The 17,206-nt window shown below is 64.5% G+C and carries 16 protein-coding genes; 10 read left to right on the top strand and 6 right to left on the bottom strand.

Annotated features, from left to right (window positions below):
• Window positions 1–94 precede the first annotated feature (94 nt).
• The 3 genes from Q0741_RS07490 to Q0741_RS07480 all read right to left on the bottom strand — a co-directional run bounded on the left by Q0741_RS07490 (window position 95) and on the right by Q0741_RS07480 (window position 2,638).
• Window positions 95–1,177, bottom strand: a complete 1,083-nt coding sequence (locus tag Q0741_RS07490; RefSeq protein ID WP_298232571.1) for a LacI family DNA-binding transcriptional regulator — start codon at window positions 1,175–1,177, stop codon at window positions 95–97.
• A 278-nt stretch (window positions 1,178–1,455) separates the two neighbouring features.
• Window positions 1,456–1,623 (bottom strand): hypothetical protein, encoded by a 168-nt coding sequence (locus tag Q0741_RS07485; protein WP_298232570.1) that lies wholly within the window; start codon window positions 1,621–1,623, stop codon window positions 1,456–1,458.
• A 133-nt stretch (window positions 1,624–1,756) separates the two neighbouring features.
• Window positions 1,757–2,638: a LysR substrate-binding domain-containing protein gene (locus Q0741_RS07480; RefSeq protein ID WP_298232569.1), complete on the bottom strand. Its 882-nt coding sequence runs from the start codon at window positions 2,636–2,638 to the stop codon at window positions 1,757–1,759.
• Between the two features lie 87 nt (window positions 2,639–2,725).
• On the opposite strand from Q0741_RS07480, the gene Q0741_RS07475 reads away from it, so the two are divergent.
• From Q0741_RS07475 to Q0741_RS07460, 4 genes are all read left to right on the top strand, one after another.
• Window positions 2,726–3,802 carry a nitronate monooxygenase gene (locus tag Q0741_RS07475; RefSeq protein ID WP_298232592.1) on the top strand — a complete coding sequence of 359 codons (1,077 nt, stop codon included), beginning with the start codon at window positions 2,726–2,728 and terminating at the stop codon, window positions 3,800–3,802.
• Window positions 3,803–4,151: 349 nt separating this feature from the next.
• A complete protein-coding gene (locus tag Q0741_RS07470) occupies window positions 4,152–4,358 on the top strand; it encodes a DUF485 domain-containing protein (RefSeq protein ID WP_298232568.1) in 207 nt (68 codons plus the stop codon).
• A 1-nt stretch (window position 4,359) separates the two neighbouring features.
• Entirely contained in the window at window positions 4,360–5,943 is a 1,584-nt protein-coding gene (gene actP / locus Q0741_RS07465) for a cation acetate symporter (protein ID WP_298232567.1), read from the top strand.
• A gap of 62 nt (window positions 5,944–6,005) precedes the next feature.
• Window positions 6,006–7,451: a CoA transferase gene (locus Q0741_RS07460; RefSeq protein WP_298232566.1), complete on the top strand. Its 1,446-nt coding sequence runs from the start codon at window positions 6,006–6,008 to the stop codon at window positions 7,449–7,451.
• A gap of 162 nt (window positions 7,452–7,613) precedes the next feature.
• Here Q0741_RS07460 and Q0741_RS07455 read toward each other — a convergent pair whose 3' ends face one another.
• A complete protein-coding gene (locus tag Q0741_RS07455) occupies window positions 7,614–8,498 on the bottom strand; it encodes a LysR family transcriptional regulator (protein ID WP_298232565.1) in 885 nt (294 codons plus the stop codon).
• A gap of 112 nt (window positions 8,499–8,610) precedes the next feature.
• Here Q0741_RS07455 and Q0741_RS07450 point away from each other — a divergent pair, with 112 nt between their 5' ends.
• The gene (locus Q0741_RS07450; RefSeq protein ID WP_298232564.1) at window positions 8,611–9,291 is read left to right on the top strand and encodes an MOSC domain-containing protein; all 681 of its coding nucleotides are present in this window, start codon (window positions 8,611–8,613) and stop codon (window positions 9,289–9,291) included.
• Between the two features lie 55 nt (window positions 9,292–9,346).
• Here the strand turns inward: Q0741_RS07450 and Q0741_RS07445 are convergent, their stop codons facing one another.
• Entirely contained in the window at window positions 9,347–10,276 is a 930-nt protein-coding gene (locus Q0741_RS07445; protein WP_298232563.1) for a LysR family transcriptional regulator, read from the bottom strand.
• A 201-nt stretch (window positions 10,277–10,477) separates the two neighbouring features.
• Between Q0741_RS07445 and Q0741_RS07440 the strand changes: the two genes are divergently transcribed.
• Genes Q0741_RS07440 through Q0741_RS07425 form a run of 4 tightly spaced genes read left to right on the top strand, consistent with a single transcriptional unit; the run spans window position 10,478 to window position 15,435 of the window.
• On the top strand, window positions 10,478–12,199 hold the full coding sequence (locus Q0741_RS07440) for a GMC family oxidoreductase (protein WP_298232562.1): 1,722 nt from the start codon (window positions 10,478–10,480) through the stop codon (window positions 12,197–12,199).
• Between the two features lie 42 nt (window positions 12,200–12,241).
• Complete coding sequence (locus tag Q0741_RS07435) at window positions 12,242–13,240, top strand: MDR family oxidoreductase (RefSeq protein ID WP_298232561.1); 999 nt, start codon at window positions 12,242–12,244, stop codon at window positions 13,238–13,240.
• Between the two features lie 60 nt (window positions 13,241–13,300).
• Window positions 13,301–14,587 (top strand): CoA transferase, encoded by a 1,287-nt coding sequence (locus Q0741_RS07430; protein ID WP_298232560.1) that lies wholly within the window; start codon window positions 13,301–13,303, stop codon window positions 14,585–14,587.
• Window positions 14,588–14,622: 35 nt separating this feature from the next.
• A complete protein-coding gene (locus tag Q0741_RS07425) occupies window positions 14,623–15,435 on the top strand; it encodes an enoyl-CoA hydratase (protein WP_298232559.1) in 813 nt (270 codons plus the stop codon).
• Between the two features lie 61 nt (window positions 15,436–15,496).
• Here the strand turns inward: Q0741_RS07425 and Q0741_RS07420 are convergent, their stop codons facing one another.
• Window positions 15,497–16,477: a putative sulfate exporter family transporter gene (locus tag Q0741_RS07420; protein ID WP_298232591.1), complete on the bottom strand. Its 981-nt coding sequence runs from the start codon at window positions 16,475–16,477 to the stop codon at window positions 15,497–15,499.
• A 331-nt stretch (window positions 16,478–16,808) separates the two neighbouring features.
• Here Q0741_RS07420 and Q0741_RS07415 point away from each other — a divergent pair, with 331 nt between their 5' ends.
• A complete protein-coding gene (locus tag Q0741_RS07415) occupies window positions 16,809–17,057 on the top strand; it encodes a hypothetical protein (RefSeq protein ID WP_298232558.1) in 249 nt (82 codons plus the stop codon).
• Window positions 17,058–17,206: the final 149 nt, after the last annotated feature.

Genomic DNA, 17,206 nt, shown 5'->3' with positions numbered 1-17,206 from the left:
TTTCCAACTATAGGCGTGAATTGAGGCGCGTCAAGCCGGGTTGTCCTGCGGTCGTGTGAATGGCTGTATCCGTGCGGCGGGAGTGCACCGGCGCTCAGGACGCCGGTGCCGCGCAGGAGCCGCGCACCACCAGTTCCGCGTCCACCGACAGCCGCTGCCGCGGCAGCGAGGGCTGTGCCAGGCGATCGATGAGGAAGCGGCCCGCCGCCTTGCCGAGCTGGTCGTGGCTCCAGCGCACCACGGTGAAGGCCGGCGCCGCGAGCTGCGCCACGTCGCTGTCGGCCCCGGCGATGACGGACACGTCCCGCGGGATGGACAGGCCCAGCTCGCGCGTGGCGCGGATCACGCCGGGCAGCAGCGCGCTGCCGCCGGCGATGAGCGCGGTGGGCCGGTCGCCGCGGTCCAGCAGCCGCTTGGCCTCGGCATGACCCATGTCCGTGCCGAAGGAGCTCAGCCGAACCCATTCCTGCGGACAGGACAGGCCACGGGACTGCAGGCCCAGCCGGAAGCCTTCGAGCCGGCTTTGCGTGGGGTGCACATCCGGCTCGCCGGAGATGAAGGCGATGCGCCGGTGCCCGATGTCGGCCAGGTAGCTCACCGCCTGGCACATGCCCGCGGCATGGTTCACCGCCACGGCGTCGAGCCCGGCCGGCATCTCGCGGTCGATCAGGACGATGGGAAAGTCCATCTGCTCCAGCGTCTCCAGCAGGAGCGGGTCGGTTTCGGAGGACGTGGCGATCACGAGCCCGTCGATGCGCCGCTGCTGGAAGCCCCGCATCAGCGCAATCTCGCGTCGGGCGTCGTGGTAGCTGGAGGCCACCATGAGCGAGAAGCCCGAGGCGTCGATCTCCTTTTGCATCGAGTCGACGAACATGCTCAGCACCGGTACGGTGAAGTCGCGCATGACGCAGGCGAAGGTCATCGAGCGATGGCTGCGCATGCTGCGCGCGACGATGTCCGGCACGTAGCCGAGCTCGGCGATGGCGGCCTGCACGCGCTTGCGCTTGTCCTCGCGCACGTTGGGCTGGCCGTTGATCACGCGTGATGCGGTACCGAGCGCCACCTTGGCGCGTTTGGCCACATCGAGAATGGTGGGTTTGCGCTCGGGCCCTGGGCCCGGCTCGCCCACGGGCTCGGAGGCCTGTCGCTGCCGTTCCAGTTTGGATTCAGATTCCATGCTTAGGTTCGTTTTCCGGTGCTCCAGGGCCCATGCCTTCCCTGCGACCGATGACACCGACCATCTCTTGCGCCCGCGCGCGGCGGCTGTTCCAGAGGACATCGGCCACCACAGCCGAGCTGCAATAGCTTAGCTTGACTCGAAGCGCAGCTGCCGCGGCATCCGCAGCGCTGCGGCGAGCGCCTCGTCGAACGCCCTTGCGTCCTCGTGCTGCACGCAACGCCCGGCACCAGGAACAAATTCCGGCCAGTGAGTTCCGGAGCAATGTAAATGCGTGCTCAACGATATTGAGCCGGCCACGGCAGATCGCATCCTCGCTCCCGATGCCGGCCACCGGCAAGCCTTGGCAGCGTGCGCAGCAGCAGGTCCGAACGGTGAAGCCGGCGCTTCTTCATGCGATCACGCTCGACATGGGTGCCGTGGATGTGCAATGCCAGTTCGTCCACCGATGGGGTACTGGCCGGCAACCGCTCTCAATGACTCCACGCAGCACCTGCACAGCGTGTTGCGCCTGTCCGACCGCATCTGCAGCTACCCCGTGCACGAGCCCGGGTCTTTATGCCGCCTGATTCAGGTTCATCATGCCGGCTTTCCAGCAGGAAGAATTTCGCGCAGAGCAGAAAAGGCAGCTGCATTGAAACCCGCTCTCCACACCAGCCATGTATCCATTCTTGCAATGTCTCGGACTCGAAGGGCGGGCGATGGATTCACGAGGTTCAAGACAGCGCGCGGCATCAGGCATGTGCACGCGCCGCAGGTCACGCAGGCGAGCATGGCGTGATAGGAAGCGACCTCCTGGATCTTGAGCGCCGGGTCACGTGGCGCGAGCCAGTCCTCGGCAAGGGCACGGTAACTGCAACCTCGGCCGAAGGCCGCAAGCGAACGGACAGCCACGTCGCCAGCCTTGCGGACCGGGGGATGGTCCGCAGGCAATACCAGGACCAGTTCTTCCTCATACATCCGTGCTCCGCGCAGCCCCATCTCCAGCAGGTCTGCCCTCGACCTGATTTCGCTGTTGCCATAGAGCGCGATGAACGCGCAATCCACCAGGCCGTTTCGGGTCGCTTCCAGCATCGCGCGTGACGGCCCGGTGACGACGTTGAGTTCCACTTGGGGCCAGCGCTGGTGAAACAGCGCCAGCGGCCCGGGCAGCCGCGTGGCCGCCGTACTCTCCATGCACCCGATCCTCAGCTTGCCGCTGGGGGCCCGCGGGTGCATTGCCTGGCGCATCTCCTGCGTCAGCGCCACCATCCGGTTCGCATAGTCCCTGAAGCGCTCGCCTTCAGGCGTCAGGCTCAGCCGCTTGCCTTCCCTGCGAAAGAGATCCACGCCGAGATCCTTTTCGAGTTGCTGGATACGCGTCGTGACGTTGGACTGAACCCGCCCAAGCTGTACTGCAGCCCGGGTGATGCTGAGCTCTGCCGCGACGGCCAGGAAGATCTCGAGACTCGATTCGTCCATGAAAAATCTCATTTCAGGATAAGTTTTATGATTTTAATCTTCTGATGAGATGATTGGGACATGTCCATCCTGTCCTTTGGAGATCCCATGTCCCGTACGAGCAAACTCCTGAGCCTGTTGCGGATCCGGCACCCCATCATCCAGGCGCCCATGGTCGGCGTCTCGACGCCCCAGTTGGCTGCGGCAGTCTCGAACGCCGGCGCCCTGGGCTCCATCGGACTGGGCGCCAGCACTGCGGCCCAATCCAGGGCGATGATCGAAGCCACGCGTGCGCTGACGGACAAGCCGTTCAACGTCAACCTGTTTTGCCACCAGCCCGCCGTTGCCGACGCTGAACGCGAGGCTGCATGGATCAGGCACCTCGCCCCCCTCTTCACCGAGCTTGGAGCCACTCCACCGTCAGCCCTGTCCCTGGGTTATGAGACCTTCCTGGCCAGCGAGGAAACGCTGGAAGTGCTGCTGCAGGAGCGCCCGGCCGTGGCCAGCTTCCACTTCGGGCTGCCACCTTCCCAATGGATACGGGCACTGCGAGACGCCGGCGTGGTGACCCTTGCGTGTGCAACGTCGCCCGCTGAAGCAGCGTTGGCGGTGGAGGCAGGCGTGGATGCGGTGATCGCACAAGGTGTGGAGGCAGGTGGCCACCGCGGCGTGTTCGACCCGTCGGCAGACGAGCACTTGGGCACCTTGGCCTTGGTCGAACTGGTGGTCGCCACCTGCCCCCTTCCCGTGATTGCCGCCGGCGGCATCATGAACGGCCGCACCATTGCCGCGGCCATGCAAATGGGCGCAGCCGCTGTTCAGATGGGCACCGCCTTCATCCTCTGCCCCGAGTCCAGTGCCAATGCGCAATACCGGTCCGCCTTGCAAGGCGAGCGCGCGCATCACACCCGTGTCTCCGCCGCCATATCGGGCCGGCCAGCACGCGGCATGGTGAACCGGCTGTTCACCGACATCGGCGGCAACACCGCTCCCGCGTTGCCGGACTACCCCATCGCTTATGACGCGGCAAAGTCACTCCAGGCGGCCGCGATCAGCAAGGGCAACCACGACTTCGCTGTCCAGTGGGCTGGTCAGGGGGCACCCTTGGCACGAACCCTCCCCGCCGCCGAACTGGTCGGCACGCTCGTCCGCGAGCTCAACGCAGCCACTCGTGGTGGCCACTGAGCGGGGCTTGACGGTCCTGCATCAGAGCCGACACCGCGGCGCGGTGTCGTTGCCATGGCCTGCGGCGCGCGGCGCTCTATCGGCGCGTGCCATCTCTGCGGCCGATGGGTCCCATCAGAATTAATCGTTTTCCATTCAACCATCGTGCCGCGCATGATGCGCCGCACGCAAGACGACACGGCGGTCCCCGATCTTCTGAAGCGGCGGGCCGGGCACCGAAGTCCTTGCATGAGCCTGCAGGCCGATGGACTCCACGTGCAGTCCCGGCCCTGCCCTTTCCAGTTCATCGCTGGTGCGATCACGGAGGCTGAATATGGGACACCCCGCAACTACTGATACCGCAGAACCGTTGGGCACGAGCCTGTTGCTGACGTCGGTTCAAGTCGTCTTCTTCCTTTCGTTTCTGCTGACGGCCTGCTTCGCCTCCAAGACGATGCAGTTCGTCGTGCCGGGACTGGGCTGGCCGCTGTCCTTTGTCTTCGGACTCGCCGTCATCGCCTGCGGGACCTTCCTGACGATCATGTACGTCGTCCGAGCCAACGCTTCGGAGGGCTGACATGAAACGCCTGCTCAAACTCCTCCCGGCCGTGGCTGCGACCGATGCCATGGCAGCGCAGTCGTCCGTAGGGACCACCAGCATGACGTCGCTGGCGCTGTTCGTGGCCGTCATCGCGGTGACGCTGTGCATCACCTGGTGGGCCGCCAAGAAGACCACATCGGCCAGCGATTTCTACTCCGCGGGCGGCCAGATCTCGGGCTTCCAGAACGGCCTGGCAATCACCGGCGATGCCCTTTCGGCCGGTGCCTTCCTGGGCCTGACCGCGCTGGTGTTCGGCAACGGCTTCGACGGCTTGGTTTATGCCGTCGGATACACCACCGGCCTGCCCCTGGTCGTCTTCCTCATGGCCAGCAAGCTGCGCAAGCTGGGCAAGTACACCTTCACGGACGTGGTCTGTTCGAAGCTGAGCGGAAGTGCCGTGCGCGTTTTTTCGGCCCTGGCCTCGCTCATCATCGTCAGCTTCTACCTGATTGCGCAGATGGTGGGGGCGGGGCAGCTGGTGCAGTTGCTCTTCGGCATCGACTACACCTACGCCATCATGCTGGTCGGCGTGTTGATGGTCATGTACGTCGTCTTCGGCGGCATGATGGCCACGACCTGGGTGCAGATCGTGAAAGCGGTGCTGATGCTGAGCATGGGCACGCTGATCTGCTTCCTCGTGATGGCGCAGTTCGGCTTCAGCTTCAGCGAGCTCCTGCAGCAGGCGGTCGCAGTCCATCCAGCGCAGGAAGCCATCCTCATCCCGAATGCCCTGGCCAAGGATCCCATCTCGGGCATTTCCCTGGGCATGGCCCTGATGCTTGGCACGGCCGGGCTGCCACACGTGCTCATGCGCTTCTTCACGGTGCCTGACGCCAAGGCCGCGCGCAGCTCCGTGCTGTGGGCCACCGTGTTCATGAACTCGTTCTACGCCATGATCTTCATCATCGGCTTCGGCGCGCTGACGCTGCTGCGCGGCCATCCCGAGTACTTCGATGCCAGGAATGCCCTCATCGGTGGCGGCAACACGGCCGCCCTCCACCTGTCGCACCTGCTGGGAGGAGAAGTCCTGTTCGGGGCCGTCTCTGCGATCGCGTTTGCGACCATCCTTGCCGTGGTCGCCGGATTGACGCTCTCCGGGGCATCCGCGATCAGCCATGACATCTACGGTGCGCTCTTCAAGCGGCATGTCGTCTCCGACTCGCAGGAGGAGATGAAGATCGTGCGGCTTGCAACGGTCGTGCTCGGCGTGCTGGCCGTCATCCTGGGCATCGCATTCCGCGGCCAGAACGTGGCCTACATGATCAGCCTCGCCTTCTCGGTCGCCTGCTCCTCGACGTTCCCGGTGCTCGTGCTGGCCATCTACTGGAAGAGGACCACGTCGTTCGGCGCCGTCTTCGGCGGCAGCGTCGGCCTGCTGTCCTCGCTGCTGTTCACGGTGCTGGGGCCGGCCATCTGGGTCAAGGTGCTGGGACACGCGCAGCCGGTGTTCCCGATCGACCCGCCCGCGCTGGTCACGGTGCCGCTGGCCTTCGCCGCGTGCGTCATCGGATCCCTTGCCACGCAGCGCACGAAACGGCTTCCCGTCGGGGCCGTCGCCTGAGGAACTCGACAGCCATGCATCGCGCATGGCTGGATAAACGGTCAACTTGAGGAGTGAGCAGCATGAACACCAGCAGCATGGGAAGAACCGGTGCCTTCACCGAATTGATGGCGATCCGTGCCGGTGATGAGCCAGCGCCCGGCGAAGTCTCCATCACCGGCGAGGATCCGCTGTTCCAATCGCCCTTTCGCATCGGTGAAACCGCTGCGGATGCCCTGGCGGCACGTGGTGTCGCCGCCAACGATCTGTGGCAACTGCGCACGGGGCGCCGGCAGTCCGTCAGCGTCGATGTACGTGCGGCCGCAGCGACCTCGCTGTCGGGCGGGCACCTGACGCTCAGGCGAGATGCACGCGGGCATTACCAGCCCATCCCGGTGTCGCCGGCTCTGAAACACATGGTCGCCCTGACACAGCCATGGCAGACCGCCGACGGACGCTGGCTGTTGCCGCACACCAACCTGCCGCACCTGGAGCGCCGTGTGCTGGATGTGCTGAACTGCGAGAGCACGCCGGAAGATGTGGCCCGCGGTGTGAGCCGCTGGAACTCCGACGAGCTCGAAGACGCCATCGCGGCGGCCCGTGCATGCGCAGGGAAGGTGCGCACGCCCCAGGAGTGGCTGCAGCACCCGCACGGGGCATACCTGGCATCGCGCCCCGTGGTCGAGATCACCAAGATTGCCGAAAGCGATCCCGAGCCGCTGCCCCCCGGCCTGCAACCGGCTTCCGGCATCCGGGTACTGGACCTCACCCGCATCCTGGCCGGTCCGACGGCCGGCATCGGAATGGCCGAGCATGGAGCCGATGTCCTGATGGTGACGGCGCCTTCGCTGCCCCAGGTACCGGACTTCGTGCGCGATACCAGCCATGGCAAGCGCAGTTGCTTCCTGGACATCAATCGGGCCGACCAGGCGGCGCGGCTGAGGGAACTGGTGCGCGAGGCCGACGTGTTCATCGATGGTTACCGCCCGGGCAGGCTCGAAGCCCGCGGATTCGGTGTCGATGAACTGGTGAAGATGCGGCCGGGCCTGGTGCATGTGACCGTGAACTGCTACGGCTCCGGCGGTCCGTGGGCTTCCCGTGCCGGCTGGGACCAGGTTGCGCAGGCCGTCACGGGCATCTGCCACACGCAAGGCCTCGCAACCAAGGCAGGACAGCCCAAGCTGACGCCGGTGTTCATGTGCGACTTCCTGACCGGCTTCCTGGGCACCTTCGGTGCCCTGGTGGCCCTGGCACGCCGTGCCCGGGAAGGCGGCAGCTACAGGGTGCAGGTCTCGCTGTGCCAGTCCGCCATGCTGCTGCAGCGGCAAGGGTTGATGGACCGCTTCGACCATGCGCCGGGCCACCTGACCGGCACCGAGTTCGAGGCGCTGGCGGTGTGCGACGACGGCACCTGCTACGGCGACCTCAAGAGCCTGGGCCCGGTCCTGAAGATGTCCGAGACGCCACCCCGATGGTTCAGGACGACGCCCCAGCTCGGGAGCGACCGCGCCGAGTGGCTGGCGCGCTGAGCGCGAGGGACTTCTGCCGCCGAGCCTGGAAGGCCGGCGGCAGCCATTGGCATCAGGGCAACGTCACGTGCCGCTCGATGGGTCCATCGTTTCGGCCACAACAACGCAAGCCGACGACGCGGCCCCATTGCAATTCGGCCTGCAGGCCAAGCGACAGCGGCCTCACTGCCGCGCAGCCCCAAACTCGTCACGAATGAGGCTGATCAAGACCCTCACCGCTGAAGTCGCGAACATATCCTTGCGGCGTATGAAAAACGTCGATACGTTGGCGAACTCGGCCGGCAACTGATGGCACCGTATCGCATGCCGGGAGCCATGGTCTTCCGCGACGGCCCTGGGCAGCAAAGTCACGCCCATGCCGGCACCCACGCAAGACAGGATGCCGTCCAGCGTACCCAGCTCCAGAATCTGATTCGGAACGAGGCCGACTTGATAAAACCAATTCTCCAGCGTTGACCGGTAAAAGCAGCCGGCCCGGAAAGCCAGCACCGTCTGTTGAGGCATCCGCTCCACCAGCGCCGACAACGACTCGTGCTCGTCGCTGCTGACCAGCACCAGTTCCTCAGTGAAAAGCTGCTCCTGTTCGAGCAGGGCATTCTGGTGAAAGCCGCCCACGAAAGCTCCATCGAGCTTGTGGCTTTCAACGGCCTTGATCAACTCGGCCGTCGTACCCGTCGACAGTGAAAGCTGGACTTGTGGGTACGACTTCCGGTATTTCGAAAGAATTCTTGGCAGACGTATGGCTGCCGTGGTTTCCATGGAACCCAGCCTCAACAAACCGGCCGGCGTCGCGGTATCCATCAGCGCATGACGGCTCTCGTCCGTCAGTTGCAAGATCTTTCGTGCGTATTCAAGGAACGTCAAACCAGCCGACGTGAGGCTCACTCCGCTTTTTTGTCGGACGAACAGTTGCTGATTCAGCTCGGCCTCCAGTTCCTTCACGCGCATCGTCACATTGGACTGGACGGTATGAATCTTTTCGGCCGCCGCAGTGAAACTCCCGTAATCGGCTACTGCACAAAATATCTGCAACTGACGCATTTCCATGAATGAACTCCAACATCACCATTAAAGATGAGTGTCATCTCAAAAAATCATTTTATGTAATGTTTTCCACCCGGTAAAGTCACGCTATCCCCTAGCAGACAGCGCTTGCACCATGGTTTCCACACTCGCGTCCACCGTTGCTTCATTGTTTGCAGGTGGAACTGGGCATCTCGAGCCCGAGGGCCATCGCAGCGGCATATTCAAGAAGCGAATCCTTGGCCGCGCCGCGGTGACTACCCAGGGAATTGTGGGTGACGAACACGCGGACAAGAGGGTCCATGGCGGGCCTGAAAAGGCAGTGCACCATTATGCGGTGGAGAATTACCAACGCCTGATGGAAAGTTTTCCACAGCGCGCAGACGCATTCATGCCAGGATGTATTGGTGAAAACATATCTGCATCGCACCTTACCGAAGAAAATGTCCATATCGGGGACATCTTCCGGATCGGCAGCGTCGTGGCACAGGTTTCCCAGCCACGCAGCCCTTGCTGGAAGATCGACCATCGCTTCGGCATCGAACGGGTATCAATGTACCTGGCACGGGAATTCATCACCGGCTGGTACTACAGAGTCCTCGAGCCGGGATTCGTTGAAGCGGGTGACGGCATTGAGCTTCTGGAGCGACACGACCGCAGCTTTTCAATAGCCCAGTTCTGGCGGATTCAGCTCTTGCATCAGCCTCCCACGAGTGAACTCCTGGAACTCGCGCGCATACCCGGCCTGTCCTTGGAGTGGCAGCGGCGTCTGACCGAAAGAGTCCGGTGGCTTCAGAAAAGAGCAGCGCAGCGTTGAGAGGGAAGTCTGCCTCGTGCGATGCCGGCATTGCGGCGCAGGCTTTCATGGCTCGTCAGCGCCGCCACGCCCTGGCCAGCGCGTCCCATGCTGTGGTCACCACGGGCTTGTCGCGTGCAACGGCCTTGCAGGTAAAGACAAGTGCCGTGGCAATGCTGACCTTGTCGGCCACCACCAGGCCCTCGCTCTGGCTCTCACGCAGGGCATCGAGATCCCGGGCCAGCGACAAGCCGACACCGGCACGCACAAGCGCCAGCATCGACGGCTCCTGGTCGACCACGGCAACGCGATGCTGCTGCAGTCCGAGTGGACCCAGGACCTGTGACAACAAGCGGGAGTGCACCGACTGCGGCGGCGTGGAGATCCACGGCAGCTTCACCAGCGACGCCCAGTCCTTGCCCAGCACCTGTGGTCCCCAGCCGGGGGGTGCCACGACGCGGTACGTGAACTCGGTGAGCACTTCGCTGTACAGGCTGGGAGCGCCGCGCTGGCGTGTTGCCAAGGCAGCGGCATCGGCCTGTGCGTCGCCGATGTAGAAGCCTGCATCGATCTCGTCAGCCAGCAACTTCGCCAGCACGACGCCGCTCGTGCCGTGCTGCAGCTCGGGCTCGATCTCGGGCGCCAGGCTCACCAGCTCATGCAGAAACGCCCCCAGTCGGGTGAACTCCGGATCGAGGATCGTTCCAATGCGCAACGTCCCATGGACCCCCGAAGTCATGCGCTGGGCCGCCTGCGAGAAATCGGCCAAGCCTGCAAGCGCACGCTCGGCATGCGCAAGCAGCGCGGCCCCATCGCGGCTGAGCAGCAGGCCACTCGATGTACGGATGAAGAGCTCCAGCTTCGTGGCCTCGGCCAGCTCCTTCAGTTGCAGACTCACCGCCGGCTGGCTCAGGAACAGCTTCTGCGCAGCGCGCGACACGCTGCCTTCCCGCGCCACGGCCACAAAGGCCTGCAGCAGCCGAGGTTCGATGAGACGCGCATTCATGGTGAAAAAGGCAGGACAACGGTATTGGCGAAGCTTATATCGCTCCGCGCTCGAACTCATTGGATGTCCTCACCGGATCTGCCTAGATTTCATGCCGTCGCCCACCCTTCACGGAGACACGAACATGCCCACTGCACCGGTTGACATCTCATCGACACTCGTACCGAGACAACCGCATCCGTACTTCGAGTCGGTTAAACAATGAGCTCACTGACCTTTGACTACATCGTCGTCGGCAGTGGCAGTGCCGGCTCGTTGCTGGCCAATCGGCTCAGTGCCGAGCCCAGCCGCCGCGTGCTGGTACTGGAAGCCGGAGGCCAGGACAGTTATCCCTGGATCCACATTCCGGTCGGTTACCTGTACTGCATAGGCAACCCGCGAACCGACTGGTGTTTCAACACCGAGTTCGAGGCAGGCCTCAATGGACGCAGCCTGATCTACCCGCGTGGCAAGACGCTCGGGGGCTGCTCCAGCATCAACGGCATGATCTACATGCGCGGGCAGGCACGCGACTACGACGGCTGGGCTGCGCTTACCGGCGAGGACGCCTGGAGCTGGCAACAGGCGCTGCGGGACTTCATCGCCCACGAGAACAACTACCGTTTCGACGCGCAGGTGAACTGGCGTCCACGGCAACTGGCTCCCGTGAACCACTTCGTGGATCCGGACGTGCAGCAACTGCGGGATGTCTCGACTGAAGAGGTGGCTCGTTTCCATGGCGCTGCAGGCGAATGGCGAGTGGAGAAGCAGCGGTTGCGTTGGGAGATCCTTGACGCCTTTGCACTCGCGGCGCAGCAGGCCGGATTGCCCGCCAGCGACGACTTCAACCGCGGCAGCAACGAAGGCGTGGGCTACTTCGAAGTCAACCAGCGCAACGGCTGGCGCTGGAACACGGCCAAGGCTTTCCTGAGGCCTGCGCTGCGCCGGCACCGCAACCTCACGCTGTGGACCCGTGCGCACGTGTGCCGGCTGCTGATCGAACGCGATGCCACGGGGCAGTTGCGATGTGCTGGCGTGGAAGTGGTGCGCGACGGCGAGCGTGTGCTGGTGCGGGCGGCGCGCGAGGTGGTCTTGAGCGCTGGCGCCATCGGTACACCGCAGATCCTGCAGCTGTCGGGCATCGGCCCGGGTGCCCTGCTGCAGCGGCACGGCGTGCGTGTGCGCATGGATGCGCCCGGCGTCGGCGCCAACCTGCAGGACCACCTGCAGATCCGCGCGGTCTACAAGGTGCGGGGAGTGAAGTCCCTGAACACGATGGCCAACAGTCTGTGGGGTCGGGCAGCGATCGGGCTGGAGTACGCGCTCAAGCGCAGCGGCCCCATGAGCATGGCACCCTCGCAGTTGGGTGCCTTCACACGCAGCGACCCCGGACAGCGACATCCGAACATCCAGTTCCATGTGCAGCCGCTGAGTCTGCCTGCCTTCGGCCAGCCGTTGCACGACTTTCCTGCCTTTACCGCCAGCGTGTGCAACCTCAACCCGACGAGCCGAGGGTCGGTCGCCATCCGAAGCGCGGACCACACCGTGCCGCCCGCCATCGCGCCGAACTACCTCAGCACTGATGACGACCGGCAGGTGGCAGCGGATTCGTTGCGGGTGGCGCGGCGCATCGTGGCGCAACCCGCGCTGGCGAAGTACTGCCCGCAGGAGTTCAAGCCGGGCGTGCAATACCAGAGCGACGAAGAGCTCGCACGCCTGGCAGGCGACATTGCCACCACCATCTTCCACCCCGTGGGCACGGCCAGGATGGGCCGCATGTCCGACCCGCTCGCGGTCGTGGATCCGCACCTGCGCGTGATCGGGGTGCAAGGCCTGCGCGTCGTGGACGCCAGCGTCATGCCCACGATCACCAGCGGCAACACCAACAGCCCGACGCTGATGATCGCCGAGAAGGCTGCGCGCTGGATCGCCGCGGGCATTTGACTGAACGACCCATCCACCCCCAGGAGACAGACGGAGACGCCGATGAACACAGCCACCGACTTCAGAGCCCTTCTCATCAGCAAGACCGACGCCGGACAGACCGCGGCGCTGGTTCGCCAAGCCATGGATTCGCTGCCCGAAGGCGATGTGACCGTCCAGGTGCAGTACTCCACGCTCAACTACAAGGACGCGCTGGCCATCACCGGGCGCTCACCCGTGGTGCGGCGCTTCCCCATGGTGCCCGGCATCGACTTCGTGGGCACCGTGGCCGAGAGCCAGCACCCGAAGTTCAATGCCGGTGACACCGTGGTGCTCAATGGCTGGGGCGTCGGCGAAGGCCATTGGGGAGGACTGTCGCAAGTTGCCCGCGTGCGCGGCGACTGGCTGGTGAAACTGCCCGCCGGGCTCACGCCACGGCAATCCATGGCGCTGGGCACGGCGGGCTATACCGCGATGCTGTGCGTGATGACACTGCAGCGGCTGGGCGTGACGCCTGACAAGGGCGACATTGCCGTCAGCGGGGCGGCTGGTGGTGTGGGCAGCGTGGCCACCATGCTGCTGTCGCGCCTGGGCTACCGTGTGGTAGCCATCACGGGCCGCAGCGCCGAGGCGCGCTACCTGCACGGACTGGGAGCCGCCGAAGTCATGGACCGCGCCGCGCTGTCCGGCCCTGGCAAGCCATTGGCCAAGGAGCGCTGGGCCGGCGCCGTCGACAGCGTGGGCAGCCACCTGCTGGCCAACCTGTGCGCATCGACCCGTTACCGCGGCGTGGTGGCTGCATGCGGCCTGGCTGGGGGCATGGACCTGCCAGCGACGGTAGCGCCCTTCATCCTGCGCGGCGTCACGCTGGCCGGGGTGGACAGCGTGATGTGCCCGCGCGAGGAGCGCGAGCAGGCGTGGCAGCGCCTGGCGGCCGAGATGGACGTGCAGCGGCTGGAGGCCATCAGCGAAGAGATCGGCCTGGCGCGTGTTCTGGACGTCGCGCCCGACTTGCTGGGCGGGCGGGTACGTGGCCGCCTGATCGTGGACGTCAATCGCTGAGCCGCCGCCCGGCATGGTCCACACGGCAACGTGTTCAACGTACCCACGGAGACATCACCCATGAGTTCGACTCAAGAAGTACCGGCCAAGCGCGGCCCGCTGGACGGCATCACGGTGCTCGACTTTTCGCGTGTTCTGGCCGGCCCGTACTGCACCATGGTGCTGGCCGACCTGGGAGCGCGTGTCATCAAGATCGAGAAGCTGCTCACCGGCGATGACACCCGGGCCTTCGGTCCCTTCCTGGGGCAGGGACCGCAGCGCGAGTCGGTCTACTTCGCCTGCTTCAACCGCGGCAAGGAAAGCATTGCCCTGGACCTCAAGAGTCCCAGGGACCGCGAGCTTCTCGAACGCCTGCTTAACGAAGCCGACGTCGTGGTGGAGAACTTCCGGCCCGGCGTGATGGACCGGCTTGGCCTGGGCGCGCAGCGACTGGCGCAAACGCATCCGCACATCGTCTACGCCTCGATTTCCGGCTTCGGACAGACCGGGCCGTACAGCGACCAGCCCGGCTACGACATGGTGGTCCAGGCCATGGGCGGCGTGATGAGCCTCACCGGCTGGCCGGGTGCGGCTCCAGCCCGCGTAGGTACGAGCTTTGGCGATCTGGGCGCGGCCCTGTTCGCCACCGTCGGCATCATCTCTGCGCTGTACCGCCGTACCAAGGACGCACAGGGCACGCGCGTGGACATTGGCATGCTTGACTGCCAGGCCGCGCTGCTGGAAACCGCCCTCGCCCGCTATGACGTCGAAGGCAAGGCTCCCACCCGCACGGGTGACTGCCATCCCTCGCTGGCGCCGTTCGAGACCTTCGAGGCCCAGGACGGCCGTTTCGTCATTGCCGCCGGCAACGACCATCTCTTCATGCTGATGGCCGACGCGCTGGGAGCACCGCAGATGGCACTGGACGATCGTTTCCTGAGCAACGACGCACGCTGCACGAACCGTCCCGCACTGGTGCAGGCCATCGAGGCGGTCACCAGGACGCAGCCGCAACAGCACTGGATAGAGCGCCTGCAAGCGGCCGGGGTGCCCTGCGCACCGATCAATACCGTCGACAAGCTCTTCACTCACCCGCAGCTGCTCGCGCGGGACATGATCATCCAAGTACAGGGTGAACATGGCCGTCCCGTCCGTACCGCGGGCAACCCGATCAAGATGAGCGGCTTCGCCCCGCAGGACATCCATGCGCCTTTGAAGGCGCCTGGCCTGGATCAGCACCGCGCCGCCATCCTGGCCGAGTTGATGCAAGGCACCGGAGAGTACGCGGCCGCCGCCGTACCGGGCGCCGAAGGCAGCAACGAGGCCATTGCACCTACCGCCGCTGCCACGCAGCGCCTGGCGGCATGAGGCGCCGCCGCTCAACCCCGAAGCAGGACTCCGTCATGACCACGACCCTTACGCCCGTTTCCGTCGCCGACAAGCCCCAGTACGAAACCATCCTGGTGGAGCGTCGCGAGCGCGTTGGCCTGATCACGTTGAACCGTCCCAAGCAGCTCAACGCGCTGAACACCCAGGTCGCCCGCGAGGTGCTTGCGGCGCTGCGTGAATTCGATGCCGACCGCAACATTGGCGCCGTCGTGATCACTGGCGGTGCACGGGCCTTTGCGGCCGGCGCGGACATCGCCGAGATGGCGGACAAGAGCTTCGCCGAACTCCAGGCGCAGGATCTGTTTGCCGATTGGGACGCCGTGCGCGCCATCGGCAAACCCGTCATCGCCGCAGTAGCCGGTTATGCACTGGGCGGCGGCTGTGAGCTCGCGATGCTGTGCGACTTCATCATTGCCAGCGAAGATGCCCAGTTCGGGCAGCCCGAGATCAAGCTCGGCATCCTGCCTGGCATTGGAGGCAGCCAGCGACTGAGCCGGGCCGTGGGCAAGGCGCTCGCGATGGACATGATCCTGACCGGACGCAGCATCGGCGCCGCAGAAGCAAAAGCCATGGGATTGGTCGCCCGCGTGGTACCGGCGTCCGAGCTTCTGCAGACGGCGCTGGAGGCGGCGCACACGATTGCAGGCTACAACCTGCCGGCCGTTCGCCTGGCCAAGGAGGCCGTCAACCGGGCTCAGGAAGTACCGCTTGCCGAAGGCGTGCTGCACGAGCGGCGCCTGTTCCAGGCCGCATTTGCGACCGAAGGCCAGAAGGAAGGCATGCAGGCCTTCCTTGCCAAGCGCGCTCCAGTGTTCAGGCATCGCTGACCACCATGCGTGCGGCCGCCAGCACGGCGGCTGCCGCTTGGCGTGGTGAGCGGCCGAACGTTCAAGCAGTTCGGAACTCGATGATTGCCAGCACCAAGGCCGCCATCCACACCGTTTCGACCAGCAGAAGCATGAACGGCCGCCAGCCGAGTCGGGCCAAGCCACTGAACGACGTCTTGATCCCCAGGGCTGCGATCGCTACCACGAGGCATGCACGCGAAGCATCATTGAGACCGGACTGGAAGACTGGTGAAAACATGCCGATCGAGTTGGCGATCACCATGGCGACGAACATCCAAAGAAACCAAGGCACCAGCGGCTGGCGCGCCGGCCGGTGATCTTGTGCACGGGCGGCTCTGGCTTCATGCCGCTGTCGGGTGAATGCGCAAGCCACAGCAACCACCACCACAGTCAACAGCGCCACGCGCAACAACTTGACAATCGTGGCGTGATCCCCTGCTTCGCGGCTGAGCGTGTAACCCGCACCGACCACCTGCGCCACATCATGAATGGTGCCGCCGAGAAAGAGCCCTGCCTGGTCCGGAGACAGTCCCAGCAGCTTGGCCAGGGCCGGATAGACCACCATCGCAATGGTAGACAGCAGGGTGACAGCGACCACCACCATCAGCGTGAAGCGGTCACCATCCTTCTCGCGCGGCAGGACAGCAGAAATGGCCAAGGCTGCCGATGCACCGCAGATGGCCACTGCACCGCCTGCCAGCACGGTCTGCGCGCGACTCATGCCGAGCAGGCGTCCCAGCAGGATCGCCAGCGCGATCGTGCTGATCACGGCAGCAATCACGATCAACGCCGTTTCCCATCCCAGCGCAATGATCTGCCCCGCCGTGATCCGCGCACCAAGCAAGCCAACCCCGAAGCGCAAAAGTCCACGTGCGCAAAACTCGATACCCGCTTTGGCCTTCTGATCGTCACTCAGGCAGTGCAAAGAAATGCCGAAGAACAGCGCGTACAGGAATTGAGGTCCGCCGTGCAGCATCGAGACGAGCGTTGCAGCCATGGCGACCATGGCCGACAGCCCCATGCCAGGCAACAGGGTTCGGACTTTGGCTACCGGACCCTGCAGCGTGCTGGGAATGACGACACTGCTTGCCTGAGTTGAACTGTTCATCTTGGACATCCGTTGCTTCGGGATCGCTCCACGGCCTCGATTGATGGAAGTACGCCTCCCAAGCACTCGACACCTTTGTTGGTGTCGTGAAGCAATCCGTGGAGAGGAAATTGCGCGAGATGTCAGGATCGTAGGTGTTAAGCCCTAATCAGATAAACTCATAATTCAGGTCTACGTGACATGAATTTTCGATTGGTCCATATCCCGGTCGGCAGTGTTTTACGCAACTGCACGGGCGGACTTGATGCAGGCATCTGCCGACAAGGCGAACCATTCCCTGTCAGCATCTGGCAGCTTCCTGATCGACTCGGGGCCATTGCTGCGCGTCCTGCGGCTTGACCGCGTTGAGCAGCGTCTGGATCGCAACGAGAACGGTGGCACGTTACTTCCACGGACCGTCGCACTGCCTGATGAAGCACTGGAAGTCGAACCGCCGTTCGTCAGTGACGAGGGAAGCGACGGATCGCCGTGGTTCACCAGAGCAAGCCACTGAGATCCACGGCGCTTGATTTCCCAAGCGTCTGCACTCTTGGTGCGGCTCTACACGGCCAACCGTTCAATCAACGGCCTTGACCATCTCCTCCACGACCTTCTTGGCGTCGCCGAAGACCATCATGGTCTTGTCCATGTAGAACAGCTCGT

Origin of the sequence: uncultured Azohydromonas sp. (assembly GCF_937926365.1) — a bacterium.
Classification (GTDB): Bacteria; Pseudomonadota; Gammaproteobacteria; order Burkholderiales; family Burkholderiaceae_C; genus Azohydromonas.
Note: the sequence above shows the minus strand (reverse complement) of the source record. Positions and strands in the feature narration are given on the sequence as shown.

Bases quoted from the DNA above. Each gene is read 5' to 3' on its own strand.
- Q0741_RS07490 (WP_298232571.1), bottom strand. From the start codon at position 1,177: ATGGAATCTGAATCCAAACTGGAACGGCAGCGACAGGCCTCCGAGCCC.
- Q0741_RS07435 (WP_298232561.1), top strand. From the start codon at position 12,242: ATGAACACAGCCACCGACTTCAGAGCCCTTCTCATCAGCAAGACCGAC.
- Q0741_RS07455 (WP_298232565.1), bottom strand. From the start codon at position 8,498: ATGGAAATGCGTCAGTTGCAGATATTTTGTGCAGTAGCCGATTACGGG.
- Q0741_RS07475 (WP_298232592.1), top strand. From the start codon at position 2,726: ATGTCCCGTACGAGCAAACTCCTGAGCCTGTTGCGGATCCGGCACCCC.
- Q0741_RS07450 (WP_298232564.1), top strand. From the start codon at position 8,611: ATGGTTTCCACACTCGCGTCCACCGTTGCTTCATTGTTTGCAGGTGGA.
- Q0741_RS07425 (WP_298232559.1), top strand. From the start codon at position 14,623: ATGACCACGACCCTTACGCCCGTTTCCGTCGCCGACAAGCCCCAGTAC.
- Q0741_RS07460 (WP_298232566.1), top strand. From the start codon at position 6,006: ATGAACACCAGCAGCATGGGAAGAACCGGTGCCTTCACCGAATTGATG.
- Q0741_RS07415 (WP_298232558.1), top strand. From the start codon at position 16,809: ATGCAGGCATCTGCCGACAAGGCGAACCATTCCCTGTCAGCATCTGGC.
- Q0741_RS07420 (WP_298232591.1), bottom strand. From the start codon at position 16,477: ATGGGGCTGTCGGCCATGGTCGCCATGGCTGCAACGCTCGTCTCGATG.
- actP (WP_298232567.1), top strand. From the start codon at position 4,360: ATGAAACGCCTGCTCAAACTCCTCCCGGCCGTGGCTGCGACCGATGCC.
- Q0741_RS07430 (WP_298232560.1), top strand. From the start codon at position 13,301: ATGAGTTCGACTCAAGAAGTACCGGCCAAGCGCGGCCCGCTGGACGGC.
- Q0741_RS07440 (WP_298232562.1), top strand. From the start codon at position 10,478: ATGAGCTCACTGACCTTTGACTACATCGTCGTCGGCAGTGGCAGTGCC.
- Q0741_RS07445 (WP_298232563.1), bottom strand. From the start codon at position 10,276: ATGAATGCGCGTCTCATCGAACCTCGGCTGCTGCAGGCCTTTGTGGCC.
- Q0741_RS07480 (WP_298232569.1), bottom strand. From the start codon at position 2,638: ATGGACGAATCGAGTCTCGAGATCTTCCTGGCCGTCGCGGCAGAGCTC.